General features: G+C 45.0%; 15 protein-coding genes. 9 read left to right on the forward strand and 6 right to left on the reverse strand.

Annotated features, from left to right (window positions below; all coding sequences use genetic code 11):
* Entirely contained in the window at positions 1-993 is a 993-nt protein-coding gene (locus R7Z47_RS20665; protein ID WP_005383143.1) for a DNA-directed RNA polymerase subunit alpha, read from the forward strand.
* Positions 994-1,019: 26 nt separating this feature from the next.
* The gene (gene rplQ, locus R7Z47_RS20670) at positions 1,020-1,400 is read left to right on the forward strand and encodes a 50S ribosomal protein L17 (protein WP_005383141.1); all 381 of its coding nucleotides are present in this window, start codon (positions 1,020-1,022) and stop codon (positions 1,398-1,400) included.
* A gap of 135 nt (positions 1,401-1,535) precedes the next feature.
* Here rplQ and R7Z47_RS20675 read toward each other — a convergent pair whose 3' ends face one another.
* Both R7Z47_RS20675 and R7Z47_RS20680 read right to left on the reverse strand, forming a co-directional pair.
* On the reverse strand, positions 1,536-2,015 hold the full coding sequence (locus tag R7Z47_RS20675; protein ID WP_017820297.1) for a DUF2780 domain-containing protein: 480 nt from the start codon (positions 2,013-2,015) through the stop codon (positions 1,536-1,538).
* A gap of 153 nt (positions 2,016-2,168) precedes the next feature.
* Positions 2,169-2,789, reverse strand: a complete 621-nt coding sequence (locus R7Z47_RS20680; RefSeq protein WP_005383137.1) for an FKBP-type peptidyl-prolyl cis-trans isomerase — start codon at positions 2,787-2,789, stop codon at positions 2,169-2,171.
* A 232-nt stretch (positions 2,790-3,021) separates the two neighbouring features.
* Between R7Z47_RS20680 and R7Z47_RS20685 the strand changes: the two genes are divergently transcribed.
* Entirely contained in the window at positions 3,022-3,618 is a 597-nt protein-coding gene (locus tag R7Z47_RS20685; RefSeq protein ID WP_017820296.1) for a LysM-like peptidoglycan-binding domain-containing protein, read from the forward strand.
* A 91-nt stretch (positions 3,619-3,709) separates the two neighbouring features.
* On the opposite strand, the gene R7Z47_RS20690 is transcribed toward R7Z47_RS20685, so the two are convergent.
* A complete protein-coding gene (locus R7Z47_RS20690; RefSeq protein ID WP_017820295.1) occupies positions 3,710-4,171 on the reverse strand; it encodes a GNAT family N-acetyltransferase in 462 nt (153 codons plus the stop codon).
* Positions 4,172-4,313: 142 nt separating this feature from the next.
* Between R7Z47_RS20690 and dbpA the strand changes: the two genes are divergently transcribed.
* Positions 4,314-5,693, forward strand: a complete 1,380-nt coding sequence (dbpA, locus tag R7Z47_RS20695) for an ATP-dependent RNA helicase DbpA (protein ID WP_262606785.1) — start codon at positions 4,314-4,316, stop codon at positions 5,691-5,693.
* A 54-nt stretch (positions 5,694-5,747) separates the two neighbouring features.
* Here dbpA and R7Z47_RS20700 read toward each other — a convergent pair whose 3' ends face one another.
* Positions 5,748-6,326 (reverse strand): Crp/Fnr family transcriptional regulator, encoded by a 579-nt coding sequence (locus R7Z47_RS20700; protein ID WP_262606786.1) that lies wholly within the window; start codon positions 6,324-6,326, stop codon positions 5,748-5,750.
* Between the two features lie 97 nt (positions 6,327-6,423).
* Positions 6,424-8,385: a 2',3'-cyclic-nucleotide 2'-phosphodiesterase gene (cpdB, locus tag R7Z47_RS20705; RefSeq protein ID WP_262606787.1), complete on the reverse strand. Its 1,962-nt coding sequence runs from the start codon at positions 8,383-8,385 to the stop codon at positions 6,424-6,426.
* Positions 8,386-8,660: 275 nt separating this feature from the next.
* Between cpdB and cobA the strand changes: the two genes are divergently transcribed.
* The 5 genes from cobA to cysC all read left to right on the forward strand — a co-directional run bounded on the left by cobA (position 8,661) and on the right by cysC (position 14,571).
* The gene (gene cobA, locus R7Z47_RS20710) at positions 8,661-9,536 is read left to right on the forward strand and encodes a uroporphyrinogen-III C-methyltransferase (RefSeq protein ID WP_031780800.1); all 876 of its coding nucleotides are present in this window, start codon (positions 8,661-8,663) and stop codon (positions 9,534-9,536) included.
* A gap of 59 nt (positions 9,537-9,595) precedes the next feature.
* Entirely contained in the window at positions 9,596-10,504 is a 909-nt protein-coding gene (gene cysD, locus R7Z47_RS20715) for a sulfate adenylyltransferase subunit CysD (protein WP_005379592.1), read from the forward strand.
* Positions 10,505-10,522: 18 nt separating this feature from the next.
* Entirely contained in the window at positions 10,523-11,953 is a 1,431-nt protein-coding gene (cysN, locus tag R7Z47_RS20720; protein WP_017633444.1) for a sulfate adenylyltransferase subunit CysN, read from the forward strand.
* 251 nt (positions 11,954-12,204) lie between these two features.
* A complete protein-coding gene (locus R7Z47_RS20725) occupies positions 12,205-13,929 on the forward strand; it encodes an SLC13 family permease (RefSeq protein WP_005379596.1) in 1,725 nt (574 codons plus the stop codon).
* Positions 13,930-13,953: 24 nt separating this feature from the next.
* Complete coding sequence (gene cysC / locus R7Z47_RS20730) at positions 13,954-14,571, forward strand: adenylyl-sulfate kinase (protein ID WP_005379598.1); 618 nt, start codon at positions 13,954-13,956, stop codon at positions 14,569-14,571.
* Positions 14,572-14,660: 89 nt separating this feature from the next.
* Here cysC and R7Z47_RS20735 read toward each other — a convergent pair whose 3' ends face one another.
* A complete protein-coding gene (locus R7Z47_RS20735; RefSeq protein ID WP_005379599.1) occupies positions 14,661-15,566 on the reverse strand; it encodes a TIGR03899 family protein in 906 nt (301 codons plus the stop codon).
* Positions 15,567-15,821: the final 255 nt, after the last annotated feature.

A 15,821-nucleotide genomic window follows, 5' to 3' on the forward strand; every position in this document is an offset into this window, starting at 1 on the left:
ATGCAGGGTTCTGTAACAGAATTTCTTAAGCCACGTCTAGTTGACATCGAACAAATCAGCTCGACTCACGCAAAAGTAACTCTTGAGCCATTAGAGCGTGGCTTTGGTCATACTCTGGGTAATGCACTTCGCCGCATCCTTCTATCTTCTATGCCAGGTTGTGCTGTAACAGAAGTAGAAATTGAAGGCGTACTTCATGAGTACAGCACGAAAGAAGGCGTTCAAGAAGATATTCTTGAAATTCTTCTAAACCTTAAAGGTTTGGCTGTGCGCGTTGCCGAAGGCAAAGATGAAGTGTTCATTACTTTGAACAAATCAGGCTCGGGCCCTGTGGTTGCAGGTGACATCACCCATGATGGTGATGTAGAGATCGCTAACCCTGAACACGTAATTTGTCACCTAACGGATGACAACGCTGAGATCGCAATGCGTATCAAAGTTGAACGTGGTCGTGGTTATGTTCCAGCTTCTGCGCGTATCCATAACGAAGAAGACGAGCGTCCTATCGGTCGCCTACTAGTAGATGCTACTTACAGCCCAGTAGACAAAATTGCCTACGCTGTAGAAGCAGCTCGTGTAGAACAGCGTACTGATCTAGACAAGCTTGTTATCGATATGGAAACAAACGGTACTCTAGAACCTGAGGAAGCAATCCGTCGTGCAGCTACAATCCTAGCTGAACAATTGGATGCATTCGTAGATCTTCGTGATGTACGAGTTCCTGAGGAGAAGGAAGAGAAGCCAGAATTCGATCCGATCCTACTGCGTCCTGTAGACGATCTTGAACTAACAGTTCGCTCTGCTAACTGTCTGAAAGCAGAAGCGATTCACTACATCGGTGATCTAGTACAACGTACTGAGGTTGAGCTACTTAAAACGCCTAACCTTGGTAAAAAATCTCTTACTGAGATTAAAGACGTACTTGCGTCACGTGGTCTGTCTCTGGGCATGCGCTTAGAAAACTGGCCACCTGCATCAATCGCTGAAGATTAATCGATACTAGTTAGAAGGATTAGGTCATGCGCCATCGTAAGAGTGGTCGTCAACTCAACCGCAACAGCTCACATCGCAAAGCGATGTTCAGCAACATGGCTAGCTCTCTAGTACGTCATGAAGTTATCAAGACTACTTTGCCAAAAGCAAAAGAGCTACGTCGCGTAGTTGAGCCTTTGATTACACTAGCTAAGACTGACAGTGTTGCTAACCGTCGTCTAGCATTTGCACGTACTCGTGACAACGAAGTAGTTGCAAAACTATTTAACGAACTAGGTCCACGTTTTGCTGCTCGTCAGGGCGGTTACACTCGTATCCTAAAAGCTGGCTTCCGTGCTGGTGATAAAGCTCCAATGGCTTACATTGAGCTTGTAGATCGCCCAGCTGCTGAAGAAGCTGCTGAGTAATCAGTTCGTAAGAACGAGAAAGCCGAGCATTAGCTCGGCTTTTTTGTATCTGTAATTCAGTAAACCTTTATATCCAGCCTGCATTTATTTCAACCCATGCAGACTGGCAATTTAAAAAGTGATTATCACTTGCGCTTATTTACTAGTATTCCACAACCCGCCCAACGAACTTAGAAGCCCTTCGCTAGCGCCTTGCTTGTTCAAGTAATCCAAGATTACTGGAGCAAACTGACTGATCATAGATGGGTCTAAACCTAACGTATCGAATGCACTTTTTACTGCACTGATATTCTCAATATTTCCTAGTAAGCTTTGTGCCCCTTGCAAGTTTGAAAGTCCAGGAATCAAAGACTGTAATTCACTACTATTTTCTTGCGAAAGCTGGCTTTGAGCCAAAGCGAGTAGCGCACCACTGCCTCCGGCTGCTTGCTCAGTGGATACTGGTAATTGGCTAGTTAGCATGTCTGTTAATGGAGATGACTCGGTGTTCAAGCTGCTGCCGACCATGTCCATCAGGCCACTTTCTTTACTTTTTTGAGTGACTGAATCTAAGAATGCGTGCGCACTACCAATGTTGATTGATAGGAGTGCTAGAGTTAGGAGTGTTTTACGCATAGTACCTCCAAAGGTTGAGCGTTTTTTAAAAGTGATTTTATTTTTAAAGGCTATCAGAGTGAAAGGTTCAGAGGTGAGAAAGTCTATTCAGTTTAGACAAAAAAACGGCGCTAGTGCGCCGTTTTATTTAATCATAATTGAAAATGGTTTCAATTAGATAATATCTAACAGTTCTACTTCGAAAACTAAAGCTGCAAATGGAGGGATAGCCGCACCAGCGCCACGCTCACCGTACGCAAGATCTTGTGGTACGTATAGCTTCCACTTAGAGCCAACAGGCATTAGTTGTAGTGCCTCTACCCAACCTTTGATTACACCTGTAACAGGGAATTCAGCAGGTTGACCGCGAGATACAGAGCTATCGAATACAGTACCGTCAGTTAGCTCACCGTGGTAGTGAACGCGAACTGAGCTTTCTGCTGTAGGAACTGCACCAGTACCTTCAGAAATGATTTCGTACTGAAGACCAGAGTCTAGAACGTTAACTTCAGGTCGTAGAGCGTTGTCTTTTAGGAACGCTTCGCCTTCTGCTGCCGCAATTTTTGCTGCTTCTTGGCGAGCTGTTTCTGCACGAGTGTGAAGTTCTTGTAGTGCTTTGTTGATTTCATCAATTTCGATTGATGGCATGTCACCAGTTAGTGCTGTTGCAATACCCGCTGCGATAGCATCAACGCTAAGACCTTCAAGACCAGAGCCTGCAAGTTGCTGACCCATTTGCAGACCAATGCCGTAGCTTGCTTTTTGTTCTGCAGTTTCAAATTTAATTTCAGACATGAATGTCGCTCTTATTAGGAGTGATAAAGGTAACAGGATATCAGTTTCGAGCTTAGGTTTAAATGATTGCGACTGAATGCTTAATTGAGGCGGCCAGGTTGTGACTTATCTCTTACTCCAAGTGAAATTTCTGCTAATTTAATCCCAATTCCATTTTAGTTTGGTGAAAAACATATACTCTCCGCGTCGGTATTTTTATACTGACCGTAGAAGTATTAAGGGACTCATTACAATGAATCGTCGCAGAAAGAAAAAGCAGCAAGTCGACTATGTCGAATTGGTTAAACAAAAATTCGCTGCTATCGACTGGAAGCAGCCGTTCAACAAAGAGCAATGGTTGGAGCGTATACAGCCTGTTAAGCAGTTTTGGTTGCGTCTGCCTAAATTTCATCAGCGTGCTTTGATGGTCTTAGTGCCATTGATTCTGGTACTCCTTGTTATTCCTTTGCCAAATAAAACAGATCAACCAGTTGAGCAGACTGAGGTCGATCATCAACGCGTAGCGATTGAGCTGAACGCGCAGAGTTTAAGCCAGCAGAGAACCTCTCAGAACTCTGGACCGAAATCTGAAGACTGGAAAGAGTACACGGTTAAAAATGGTGATACATTAGCGCAGGTTTTCAGAAGTAATCAGCTCTCTATGGCGGATCTTAGCGCTCTGGTCAAAATAGAAGGCAGTGATAAGCCGCTAAGCCAAATAAAGCAGGGACAGTTGATTCGCTTTAAGCTTAGTGACGAAGGCGAGTTAGATATGCTACAGCTGGAAAAAAGCGGGCGGTCCGTTATGTTTTTCCGTTTGTCGGATGGGACCTTTGGGCGTAACAAGTAAACGCTTCAAATGAAAAGACGCGAATATATCGCGTCTTTTTAGTTAGTTTTTTAATTCGATTAGTTTTCATAGTAACCAATCGAATTGAAACTTATAGCGCTACGGATTCTTTCCGCATATCCACATGAGGGATACCATCTTCAAGGTAGCACTCTGAGATAACCTTGAATCCATGACTTGCATAAAACTGGATGAGGTGTTCTTGAGCACCTATATCTATTGTCTGCCCTGGCCATAATGTTTCGCATTGTGCCAATGCCTTGTCCAATAACTTATGACCTAAGCCACCGCCTCGCGCGGTCTGCTTTGTCACCACTCGACCAATACTCACATTGTCATACGTAGTGCCTGCGGGCAGTAATCGTGCGCAAGCAACCAGTTCATCACCGTGATAGCCTATTAGATGATAAACGCCTTCGAGTGTGTCCTTACCATCAAGTTCAGGATAAGGGCAGGTTTGTTCAACAACGAATACATCCACACGCAATTTCATCATTTCATACAGCTGTGTGGTTGTTAGCTGAGCAAAGGGCAAAGTAATCCAAGTGAGCATGTTGTCATCCGTAATGAGAATAGAGTGACTGACTTTACTTTGTTTTGAGCTCATACTCATTAACAAAGGTTAATTAGCACTGGTTTTCCCACCAAATCTGGTGATAATGTGCCCTCTTTCCATCTCACCTGAGGATATCCCCGTGAGCAAACAAACATTCGATCAAGTTGGGCTGAATCCAGCGTTACTCGCCACACTTGATTCCCTGAACTATACCCACATGACGCCAATTCAAGCTTTGAGCTTGCCTGCAATCCTAAAACATCGTGATGTCATCGGGCAGGGTAAAACGGGCTCAGGTAAAACCGCTGCATTTGGTTTAGGGGTTTTATCGAACCTCAACGTCAAACGCTTTCGTGTCCAGTCATTAGTATTGTGTCCAACACGTGAGCTTGCAGACCAAGTAGCGAAGGAAATTCGTACTTTAGGTCGCGGCATTCATAATATTAAAGTGCTTACTCTCTGCGGTGGGATGCCAATGGGGCCACAAATTGGTTCGCTGGAGCATGGTGCGCATATCCTAGTTGGTACACCTGGTCGTATTTTGGATCACCTTGAGAAAGGCCGAATTGATCTTAGCGAACTGAATACCTTGGTGCTAGATGAAGCTGATCGCATGTTGGACATGGGTTTCCAAGACGCATTAGATGCAATCATCGATGCAGCGCCAAAGCAGCGTCAAACTCTACTTTTCAGTGCTACTTTTCCAGAAAAAATTGAGCAAATTGCGCAGCGTGTAATGCAGACACCGGAAGTGATTAAGGTGGAATCGACGCATGATACCTCAAGCATTGCGCAGTACTTCTACAAAGTTGAAGGCTCGGAAGCACGTGATGAAGCGTTGGCTAATTTGCTGCTGACTCACCAACCAGAGTCCGCGGTGGTTTTTTGTAATACCAAAAAAGAAGTTCAAAGTGTCGCAGATGAGTTGCATCACAAAGGATTCAGCGTTATCGATATCCATGGGGACTTAGAGCAGCGTGAACGCGACCAAGCATTGGTGCAGTTTGCTAACAAGAGTGTGTCTATCCTTGTTGCAACAGACGTTGCGGCGCGTGGTTTGGACGTTGATAATCTTGATGCTGTATTTAACTTTGAGCTATCGCGCGATCCTGAGGTTCATGTGCACCGTATTGGTCGTACAGGTCGTGCGGGTAGTAATGGTTTAGCGTTTAGCTTTTTTGGTGAGAAAGACGGTTTACGTGTAGCTCGTATTGAAGAATACCTAGAGATGGACGTGGTACCAGCAACATTGCCTGCCAAATCAAATCAGCAGCCATACCAAGCGAAAATGGTGACGATTAACATTGATGGCGGTAAGAAACAGAAAGTACGACCGGGTGATATTTTAGGTTGTTTGACAGGAAAAAATGGTATTCCAGGCTCTCAAGTCGGAAAGATTCACCTGTTCCCTGTGCGCGCTTATGTTGCCGTCGAAAAGTCTGTAGCTAAAAAGGCTCTACAAACCATTAGTAACGGCAAGATGAAAGGGCGCCAGTTCCGGGCGCGAATTCTTAAATAGCTCAAATAGCAGAGAAAAAGCTCTTCGTTTGAAGAGCTTTTTTCTTTTTTGAGTTTATTTGAGAGTGTGATCTTTGGTTAAGCGTGCTTTGATTCGACTCAAACTGATTGGCGTAATGCCCAGGTAGGCCGCAATTTGACTATCGGTAATACGTTGCTTTAAATCTGGGTAATGAGCGCAAAATAATTGATATCGTTCCTCTGGAGAGTAGAGCAACATAAAGCGTTCTTTGTTCTCTTTATTAACCAGTTGGTTTTCGAGTAGCTTTAAGTAAATGGCGTGCTTTTCTGCTCGCCAGTGATGCAACGTTTCAATTGGCAAGCAAAATAGCTGACAAGCGCTCAGCGTTTCCAATAAGTAAGGCGAAGGTTGGTCCTTTATTATGCTCTCAAACCCGATAACCCAGTCCTTCTCCCAATAAAATTCTTTACTGAATTCTTTGCCGTGCTCAGTAAGATAGCTTGCGTGGCATAACCCCTCAATGATGAAGTAAAGGTGTGAGCTAAACTCCCGTTGGTGATTAAGAATGTGGCGTGTAGGCAGTTCGAGCAACTCACCATTTTCAATAAGTTGGTTTGCTTCTGTCTCTAAAAAGCCATGTTTGACTAAGTCTGAAAAAAGATCGCTGTGCATGTGATAACTCAGAAACGGTTTTCTTTATTTTAACGGGTTTTATTGATAACAAAAAAGCGGCTCATGAGAGCCGCTTAGTGTTGCTGTCAAATCAACCTTATTTATTCAAATCGATTTGATAAATCGCGAAACCAATGTCATCTGTTGACACGCGCTTCATTGGGTATTGTCCTTTCTCTTTGATGAATTGCGCCGCTTTATCGCTAGGGGAGGTTTCGAAACGAATATCTAGCTTGTTATCGGACTTAATCGGTGCGAAAGACCAGTTGTTGTCAGCGCTTGGTGTCACTTCTCCTTTTTCTTCACTCACGCGAGAAATATAAGTGGCGACGACAGAGCGGTTTTCATCTGGTGCGTCAAATGCAATGAAATCTGGGCCTGTACCAGGGAAAGTATTGCTATAAGCACGGTAGTTATTGGTTGCGATGATGAAATCTTGCTTCGGATTGACAGGCTTACCATTGAACGTCAGGTTCACAATACGCTGAGAATCCGGATTAATCACTTTACAATCCGCATCGTACTTCGGCGGTTGGGTAACGTCGATTTGGTAGTTAACCCCATCAATAACATCGAAGTTGTACGTACGGAAATTATCCCAATCAATCAAAGATTGCGGTTTAGGATTGTTGATGTCGATGTGGTTGAATTGACCCGCACTGCACTCTAGCCATTCGCGAACTTCTTTACCTTTCACTTTCATCGCAACCAAGGTGTTTGGATATAAGTAAAGATCGGCCGCATTACGGAAGGTGAGCTGACCGGATTCGACTTCTGTAAAGTTATTCGGATCGTTCTTACGACCGCCGACTTTAAATGGTGCTGCCGCACTCAGTACTGGAATGTCAGAAAGGTCTGGGTCGCCTTGAATAAAGCGTTCTACGTAGTCTTTCTGAGCAAGGTTAACGATTTGAATGGTGGGGTCGTCCTGCACTAATGCCAAGAAGCTGTACATGACATCATTTGCTTTGCCGATTGGTTGGTTTACAAATTCACGAGTGCCTTTGTGATCTTCTTCTAACGCTTTCACAATATCTGCATCGGCTTTAGCTAATGACTTCTTATTTACTTTATCGAAGATAGGGCGTGCTTCTGCTTGGCCTTCGACGACTTGCCATCTGCCTTCTTTCTCTTTCAGCATCAAATCCATCACACCTACGTGACTTCCCCAGCGGCCCGGCATCACGGACGTTACACCATTGATGGTCCCTTTATCTATATCAATACCAGGTAGGTTTGCGAAGTCTTTCCCTGGGAAGACGGCGTGAGAGTGGCCAAAAGCAATCGCATCAATACCTTCAACTTCTGTGAGGTAGTAAACAGAGTTTTCAGCGCCTAGTTTGTATGGATCAGTAGAAATGCCCGAGTGTGGAATCGCCACAATCACGTCTGCGCCTTCTTTCTTCATTTGAGGAATCAGTTTCTCTGCTGTTTCCTTAATGTCTTTAGCAAAGACTTTGCCTTCTAAGTTCTTCTTATCCCACACCATAATTTGTGGTGGTACAAAGCCGATGTAACCCACTTTTATTTGATGCGCTTCGCCGTTTGTGTCTGTAAATGTGTGAGTTTTGATGAGGTAAGGCTTGAAGTAATGCTCACCGGTTTGTTTATCAAATACGTTTGCATTGATGTAAGGGAAGTTTGCCCCCTTCAACGTCGTTTGTAGGAAATCTAAGCCATAGTTGAACTCATGATTGCCAATGTTGCCCACATCGTAGTCTAGCTTGTTCATCGCTTTGTAGACTGGGTGCACGTCGCCGGGATTAATCCCCTTTGCCGCCATGTAATCGCCCATTGGGCTGCCCTGAATTAAATCGCCGTTATCTACTAGTACCGTGTTTTCTGCCTCAGACTTAGCCTGTTTCACTATTGTCGCAGCGCGACTTAAACCGATTTGCTGTGATGGTTGGTCTTTGTAGTAATCGTAATCCATCACGTTGGTGTGAATGTCGGTAGTTTCGATAATACGAAGCTTGATGGTATCGGCCATTGCTGGGCCAGCAAGCGTTAGCATGCCACTTAATACTGCGAGGGAAATAGGATGAACTGCCACTTTCATTTGGTGCTCCAATTCAATGATAAGGGGAAATCGTACTGCGTAATGTATCAAACACAGATGCAACTCGATGATAAAGATACAGAAAACTGTGAACATTAATCAGTTTACTGAACCTTATTCATATTAACCGCCGACTTTTTCACGCTTTTGAATGAGACCAAACAAAAACTTCTTAGCAGATTTTTGAATAAAAAATGAAATTTTAGAATTTCAGGTAATATAAACGCCCCGCCATAATGCTTGCATAACGATATCAATGGACGATGAGCAAGCACATGGCAACGAACGATTCAGTCACTTCTTTTCCTAAACCAAAGCCCCGGTTAGTTTCTGACAACCCAGTCGCTGGTGTTACTCGTTTTGCAAAGCAATCGCTACAGCCTGGTGAAGTCGCCTTAGTAGGTGCAGGACCAGGCGATCCTGAACTTCTGACGGTGAAAGCACTGAACTGCTTGCAGCAAGCTGATGTGGTTTTGTACGACTACTTGGTGTCTGAAGAAATCATGGCATTGATTCCAAGCGATACGATTTTGGTGTGCGTTGGGAAGCGAGCTGGGCATCACAGTGTGCCGCAGGAGAAGACGAATCAGCTTTTGGTGGATTTTGCCAAGCAGGGCTACAAAGTAGTGCGCATTAAAGGTGGGGATCCGTTTGTATTCGGTCGTGGTGGTGAAGAGTTAGAAGTGCTTGCTGATGCCGGCGTTCGTTTTCAAGTTGTCCCTGGCATTACCGCAGCAGCTGGCGCAACCGCTTATGCTGGTATTCCACTGACTCATCGTGATTATGCGCAATCGGCCATCTTTGTGACTGGCCACTTGAAAGAAGAAAGTGATGAGATGGATTGGTCCACTTTGGCGCGTGGGAATCAGACTTTAGTGATCTACATGGGGCTTATGAAATCACACTATATTCAGAATCAACTCATTAAGCATGGTCGTTCAGCGTCGACTCCGATTGCCATTATTGAGCGTGGCACGCAGATTCAACAAAAAGTATTTACGGGAGAACTCTCCCAACTCTCTGATTTATCGAAGGAAGCACAGTCGCCATCTTTGATTGTTGTCGGAGAGGTAGTGCGACTGTCTCAAAAGTTAGACTGGTTTTTGTCTAGTACTGAATTCAACAAAAGTGCTATTGCCAACTCCATATAATTTCAGACCAAAGATTAGAGACGTAATGCGCCTTCAAGCTTAAAAAGGAAATACAAAACATGGACCAACAACGTTTAACTCACCTTAAACAACTCGAAGCGGAGAGTATCCACATCATCCGTGAAGTTGCGGCTGAGTTTGATAACCCAGTCATGATGTATTCGATTGGTAAAGACTCATCAGTGATGCTGCACCTTGCGCGTAAAGCTTTTTACCCAGGTAAGATTCCATTTCCATTGCTGCATGTTGACACCGATTGGAAGTTCCGCGAGATGATTGAATTTCGTGATCGCACCGCGGCCAAATACGGTTTTGAGCTTTTGGTACATAAGAATCCAGAAGGTCTAGCCATGGGCTGTAGTCCGTTTGTTCATGGTTCTTCTAAGCACACTGACATCATGAAGACTCAAGGCTTAAAACAAGCGCTGAACAAGTACGGTTTTGATGCGGCCTTTGGTGGCGCGCGCCGCGACGAAGAGAAATCACGGGCGAAAGAGCGCGTGTATTCATTCCGCGATAAGAACCATACATGGGACCCTAAAAACCAACGTCCTGAGCTATGGAAGACGTACAACGGTCAGGTTAATAAGGGTGAGAGCATTCGTGTATTCCCGCTGTCTAACTGGACTGAGCTTGATATCTGGCAATACATCTATTTAGAAAACATCGAGATCGTGCCGCTTTACCTCGCGGACAAACGCCCAGTTGTTGAACGCGATGGCATGCTGATCATGGTTGATGATGATCGTATGGAGCTTCAACCGGGTGAAGTGATTGAAGAGAAGAGTGTGCGCTTCCGTACCCTTGGTTGTTATCCATTGACCGGGGCCATCGAGTCTGAAGCGAACACTTTAACTGGCATTATTGAAGAGATGCTGGTGGCAACGTCGAGTGAGCGCCAAGGCCGAGCGATCGACCACGATCAGTCAGGATCGATGGAGCTTAAGAAACGTCAAGGTTACTTCTAAAGGATCTAAGGAAAGATAATGAACAGTGCAGTTGAAGCTCAATTAGCCGAGCTTGGTATCGAAGGCTATTTAACACAACACCAGTACAAGTCGTTACTTAGATTCTTGACTTGTGGCTCGGTGGATGACGGTAAAAGTACATTAATTGGTCGCTTACTCCATGACTCAAAACAAATTTATGAAGATCAGCTAGCGGCAGTGCATTCAGACAGCCAACGTGTGGGCACCACGGGTGAAAAGCCTGACCTTGCGTTGTTGGTCGATGGCTTACAAGCTGAGCGTGAGCAGGGGATCACGATTGATGTGGCTTACCGCTATTTCTCGACGCAGAAACGTAAATTCATCATTGCAGATACTCCTGGACACGAGCAGTACACACGTAACATGGCTACAGGTGCATCGACATGTGACTTAGCTGTGATTCTAGTTGATGCACGTAAGGGCATTCTCGATCAAACTCGTCGTCACTCTTTCATTTCCAACCTGTTGGGTTTGAAGCACTTTGTTGTGGCGATCAACAAGATGGACTTAGTGGATTACTCCCAAGAGCGCTTTGAAGAGATCCGCGACGAGTATCTGAAGTTCTCTGAGAATCTGACAGGGGATATTGATATTCAAATCATCCCGATCTCAGCGCTTGAAGGGGACAATGTGGTGGATAAAGGCCAAAACCTGACTTGGTTTAAAGGCCCATCATTGCTTGAGCTTCTTGAAACGGTCGATGTGGATCAAGAAAAAGGCGCGGGTGAGTTCCGCTTCCCTGTGCAATACGTTAATCGTCCTAACCTCGATTTCCGTGGCTTTGCGGGGACCATTTCTTCTGGTTCGATCAAAGTCGGTGATGCCATTAAAGCATTGCCATCGGGTAAAACGTCAACTGTGGCACGTATTGTGACCTTTGATGGTGATATCGAAGAAGCTCGTGCCGGATTAGCTGTCACTCTGACGCTAAGCGATGAGATCGATATTAGCCGTGGAGATTTGATTGTTCTAGATAATGCTCAAGTGGAAACCACAAACCATTTGCTTGCCGATGTGGTGTGGATGACAGAGCAACCCCTGCAACCGGGTCGTGACTATGACATCAAAATCGCAGGTAAGAAAACCGTAGGTCATGTTGAAGCGATTCGTCATCAATATGACATTAATAATCTCTCGACTCATAGCTCGGCAGAGCTGCCATTGAATGGTATTGGTTTGTGTGAATGGTCTCTTAATGAGTCAGTCGCGCTGGACAATTATCAAGACTGTGCAGATACCGGTGGCTTTATCATTATCGATCGTCTGACAAACGTGACGGTTGGTGCTGGCATGGTTAAAGAGAGCCTCGCCGTGGTTGAGCGCGATTTGACGGACATCTCTGCGTTTGAAGTTGAGCTTAATGCGCTTGTCCGTAAACACTTCCCACACTGGGAAGCAAAAGACGTCAGCCAGTTTCTGAAAAAGTAACTGGCTTACCCAAGTACGATAATTTCAGGCTCTGTCTGCTGTTGTACTTGGGGCGTCGCTACCTAACTGAATTGCGAAATGTCGTTAGGTATTCTCCTAATACCAGAATGCTTCGGTGGAGCCCAAGAAAACCGAGCATTCTGATGTTCTTTTCGCTTGCGCTGATTTTTGTCTGTTTACTCGTTTGTCGGTGTTTCATGGATAAATGAGTCGTTGTTGTGCCCTTTGGGGCTATTTGGTAAGGAAAGGCTATGTGGGAACAAGGGTTTGTGTTAGCGATTTTGCTTGGCATTATCACTTGCTTGCTTGTCACGAAAATTAAGCCTAGTTACGTCTTTGCGGGTGCCGCTTTTATTGCATTCATGGCTGGGATGATGGATTCAGCCACTATCGCATCCAATTTTACCAACTCTTCATTGTTAACCCTGGTTCTATTGATTCTTGCATCCTGTGCTCTAGAAAAAACACTGCTGATCAGTTGGGTGAGCCGAAGTATCTCTGAGGGTCAGTTAGGCAGCGTGATTGCTAAGCTCGGTGTGTCGACCGCCTTGCTTTCTTCATTTACGAATAATACCGCTGTGGTTGTCTCATTGATTGGGGCGATTAAGCGTAATCAGCAGCATGCACCTTCGAAATTACTTATTCCCTTGTCTTACGCCGCCATTTTTGGTGGCACGTTAACTTTGATTGGTACGTCGACTAACTTAATCATCAACAGCTTTGTCGAAGACGCAGGCTTACCGAGCCTGAGCTTTTTTACACCTACGATGATAGGTTTGGCTGTGCTGGTGGGAGGGATGCTGATTCTTATCCCACTGAGCTACTTGCTACCGAATTATGATGATCAAAACCAAGAAGATTTACCTTACTTTCTTGAGTCTCGCGTTGAGCCTGGATCACCGCTAGTTGGGCGTACGATCAGCGAGAATAATTTACGTGCGCTGCGCAAACTGTTTCTTGCAGAAGTGGTGCGCGATGGTGTTACTGTTTCTTCTGTGGGACCGGATTTTGTGCTCAATGCAAAAGACCGCCTGTTATTTTGTGGCGATGTTGAGAGCGTCGCGACCCTGCAAGAAATTCCGGGCCTCAAGTTGTTTGGTCAGCAGCACTTAAATGGGCAAAACTTTATCGAAGTTGTGGTGAGCTCGTCGGCGACGTTTTGCTACAAAACCCTCAAAGAGAGCCGATTCCGCGACCGATTCGATGCCGTTGTTGTGGCGATTCGCCGAGGCCACGAACGCCTAGAAGGTGGCTTGGGTAGCATTACCTTAGCGCCAGGAGACACGTTAGTTCTGGTTCCAGGAAAGCGTTTTGAGTCTGAACGCCGAGCTCATCGTAAAGAGTTTGTTTTAGTGCATGACTTGGACTCTAGCGCTCGGCTTGATACGAATAAGTCTTCCATTGTATTACTGGGCTTTGCAGCCGTAATTGGATGCGCTCTATTAGAGTTAGTACCGATTATTAAAGGTCTAGCTGCGTACCTTATCGCGCTTATTGCGTTTGGTATTGTGCAGATTTCAGAACTGCGCCGCCGTTTTCCGATCGATATCGTCGTGATTGTCGGTTCCGCTTTGTCTATTGCTCAACTGATGATCTCTTCTGGATTGTCAGAAAGAATGGGAGTGATGTTTATTGAAGCGTTTAATGGCTGGGGAGTATTTGGTGCCTTGGTGGCGACTTATATCATGACATTGGTACTCACTGAATTGGTGACAAACAATGCCGCGGCTGCGCTTTCTTTTCCTATCGGCTATAGCATGGCGGTGGGTTATGGCGTGGATCCGATGCCATTCATCATGGCGGTTTTGTTCGGCGCGAGTGCGAGCTTTATCTCTCCCTACGGTTACCAAACTAACCTGCTGGTGTACAGCGTAGGAAATTACAAATTGACCGACTACGTGAGAATTGGAGTGCCAATTTCGATTGTGTACTCTGTATTAGTACTTACTTTGATCCCGGTCTTTTTCCCGTTTTAATTCCGATATTTACAAGGATACGTTATGACTGCCGAAACGACGGTAAAAGATGAAAACATTGTTTGGCACCAGCATTCGGTTGATAAACAGTTTCGTGCTGAATTAAAGAAGCAAAAACCTGCCGTATTGTGGTTCACTGGTTTATCTGGAGCGGGTAAATCAACCGTAGCAGGGGCGTTGGAAAATCGCCTTGCAGCATTGGGTTACCACACCTATTTATTGGATGGTGACAATGTACGACATGGTTTGTGTAGCGATTTAGGTTTTTCTGAACAGGACCGTCGCGAGAACATTCGTCGTATTGGTGAACTGGCGAAGTTGATGGCAGATGCGGGTTTAATTGTTCTGTCGGCGTTTATTTCACCGCATCGTGCAGAGCGGAAGTTAGTGCGCGATTTATTGCCAGAAGGCGAGTTTATCGAAGTGTATGTCAATGCATCTCTAGAGGTTTGCGAAGGTCGAGATCCTAAGGGTTTATACCGTAAAGCCCGTGCGGGAGAGATTCCTAATTTCACTGGTATTGATTCGGAATATCAAGCTCCAGAGAACCCTGAAATCGATTTGCCCGCGGGAGAAAAGAGTGTCGATGAGCTGGTGGATTTGTGCTTAATCGATCTTAAACAACGCGGTGTGATCCGATAAAAAAGCATTTAGATCATAGGTGACCTAAAGCTCTTTGAGCAGCTGGAGAAGTATTTGGATCATAGGTGATCAAATGCTTCTCAAGCTGGCTAGACGGTATGATGAACCGTACTTTTAGCTTCACTATGGACACTAAACCTATGATTTAACAGTGCAAGCATCTGATCGTAGTATTCGGCATGTGGTTTGTTTCCGAGTAAGGTACAGAGCTCATTACCTGTCGGTGTGAAGCGGTAATATAAAAGGCGGACACCTTTACTGTTTACGTTCAGTGACAAGTTTTTACCTTGGTAGGTAAGGACCAACGGTGTCTCGATACTAATTTCGCCAGATTCAAGTTCGGCACTGTGCAGCAGCCCTAGTTCAATTAAGAGCAACAAGCTTGAATACGGCAGTTGAAAACTTCCCATATTTAGGCTGTTAGCGACGTCTCGCTTGCCGAAGCTAAATATGCCTCCTTGCGCTTTGTAACCAATCAGCAGTTTTCTGCTGTGATCCCCTCCAAAACTGCACGCTAAAGAGGCGGCTCTTTGCAGAGTTTGTGCTTCCTTTGGTGACATATCCTTGAGGGTTTTCAACGCTTTCATGGACGTTGAACCCGGATTGGTCACTTCACGCTTCATCACTTGAGCCCATAGCTTTTGCATCGCGCTGTTATGGATGTCTTGAGCCATCTCAAAAAATCGATGCAACCAATCTTGGTCTGGCTCTCCCGCTGTCTCATCTCGGCATGAACTGTGCGCTAATTTTAAAATCTGTTCTAAGTTTTTTTGTCGCTGTTCTTGGCGTCGTTGCTCTCGCAATTGGGCTCTTTCAAACGCAGATTTGGCTGGCGGTTCGGTTTGCAGTAAGGCGTCAAGACCGTGTATTTGGGCTATGGTTTTTACCTTACTAGCACTGTCTTTTATGTAGCCTTGTTTCTTTTCTTGTTGCGTATTTTTTTTTGTGTCTGACTGATGTTCGATGACAACAGGTTGCTTTGTCGGGTCTGCCATTCGTTTTCCTACCAAGAACTGCGCGGTTCGCACGTTTAAATTTACACCTTATCTGACCAAGCGACCAGACAGGAGTTCTCAGTTTTTGAACGAATAGGGCTATTCAAAATGATAATGAGTTGTTAAAATTGTTATCGTTATTTTGGAGGGGCTATGAAGTTCTCAGAAGCAGGTAAACTCAAAAAGCACCTGTCGATAGCGTTTCTTTTGGTTATTTATGTGGGCGTGTTAGCGTATTTATCTCGTTATATCGTG

It is taken from the genome of Vibrio sp. 1641 (genome assembly GCF_033339995.1).
GTDB classification, from domain to species: domain Bacteria; phylum Pseudomonadota; class Gammaproteobacteria; order Enterobacterales; family Vibrionaceae; genus Vibrio; species Vibrio alginolyticus.

What these genes read in the sequence shown, in the direction of transcription:
- R7Z47_RS20665 (WP_005383143.1), top strand. Translation starts at nt 1, where the DNA reads ATGCAGGGTTCTGTAACAGAATTTCTTAAGCCACGTCTAGTTGACATC.
- rplQ (WP_005383141.1), top strand. Translation starts at nt 1,020, where the DNA reads ATGCGCCATCGTAAGAGTGGTCGTCAACTCAACCGCAACAGCTCACAT.
- R7Z47_RS20675 (WP_017820297.1), bottom strand. Translation starts at nt 2,015, where the DNA reads ATGCGTAAAACACTCCTAACTCTAGCACTCCTATCAATCAACATTGGT.
- R7Z47_RS20680 (WP_005383137.1), bottom strand. Translation starts at nt 2,789, where the DNA reads ATGTCTGAAATTAAATTTGAAACTGCAGAACAAAAAGCAAGCTACGGC.
- R7Z47_RS20685 (WP_017820296.1), top strand. Translation starts at nt 3,022, where the DNA reads ATGAATCGTCGCAGAAAGAAAAAGCAGCAAGTCGACTATGTCGAATTG.
- R7Z47_RS20690 (WP_017820295.1), bottom strand. Translation starts at nt 4,171, where the DNA reads ATGCTCACTTGGATTACTTTGCCCTTTGCTCAGCTAACAACCACACAG.
- R7Z47_RS20700 (WP_262606786.1), bottom strand. Translation starts at nt 6,326, where the DNA reads ATGCACAGCGATCTTTTTTCAGACTTAGTCAAACATGGCTTTTTAGAG.
- cpdB (WP_262606787.1), bottom strand. Translation starts at nt 8,385, where the DNA reads ATGAAAGTGGCAGTTCATCCTATTTCCCTCGCAGTATTAAGTGGCATG.
- cobA (WP_031780800.1), top strand. Translation starts at nt 8,661, where the DNA reads ATGGCAACGAACGATTCAGTCACTTCTTTTCCTAAACCAAAGCCCCGG.
- cysD (WP_005379592.1), top strand. Translation starts at nt 9,596, where the DNA reads ATGGACCAACAACGTTTAACTCACCTTAAACAACTCGAAGCGGAGAGT.
- cysN (WP_017633444.1), top strand. Translation starts at nt 10,523, where the DNA reads ATGAACAGTGCAGTTGAAGCTCAATTAGCCGAGCTTGGTATCGAAGGC.
- R7Z47_RS20725 (WP_005379596.1), top strand. Translation starts at nt 12,205, where the DNA reads ATGTGGGAACAAGGGTTTGTGTTAGCGATTTTGCTTGGCATTATCACT.
- cysC (WP_005379598.1), top strand. Translation starts at nt 13,954, where the DNA reads ATGACTGCCGAAACGACGGTAAAAGATGAAAACATTGTTTGGCACCAG.
- R7Z47_RS20735 (WP_005379599.1), bottom strand. Translation starts at nt 15,566, where the DNA reads ATGGCAGACCCGACAAAGCAACCTGTTGTCATCGAACATCAGTCAGAC.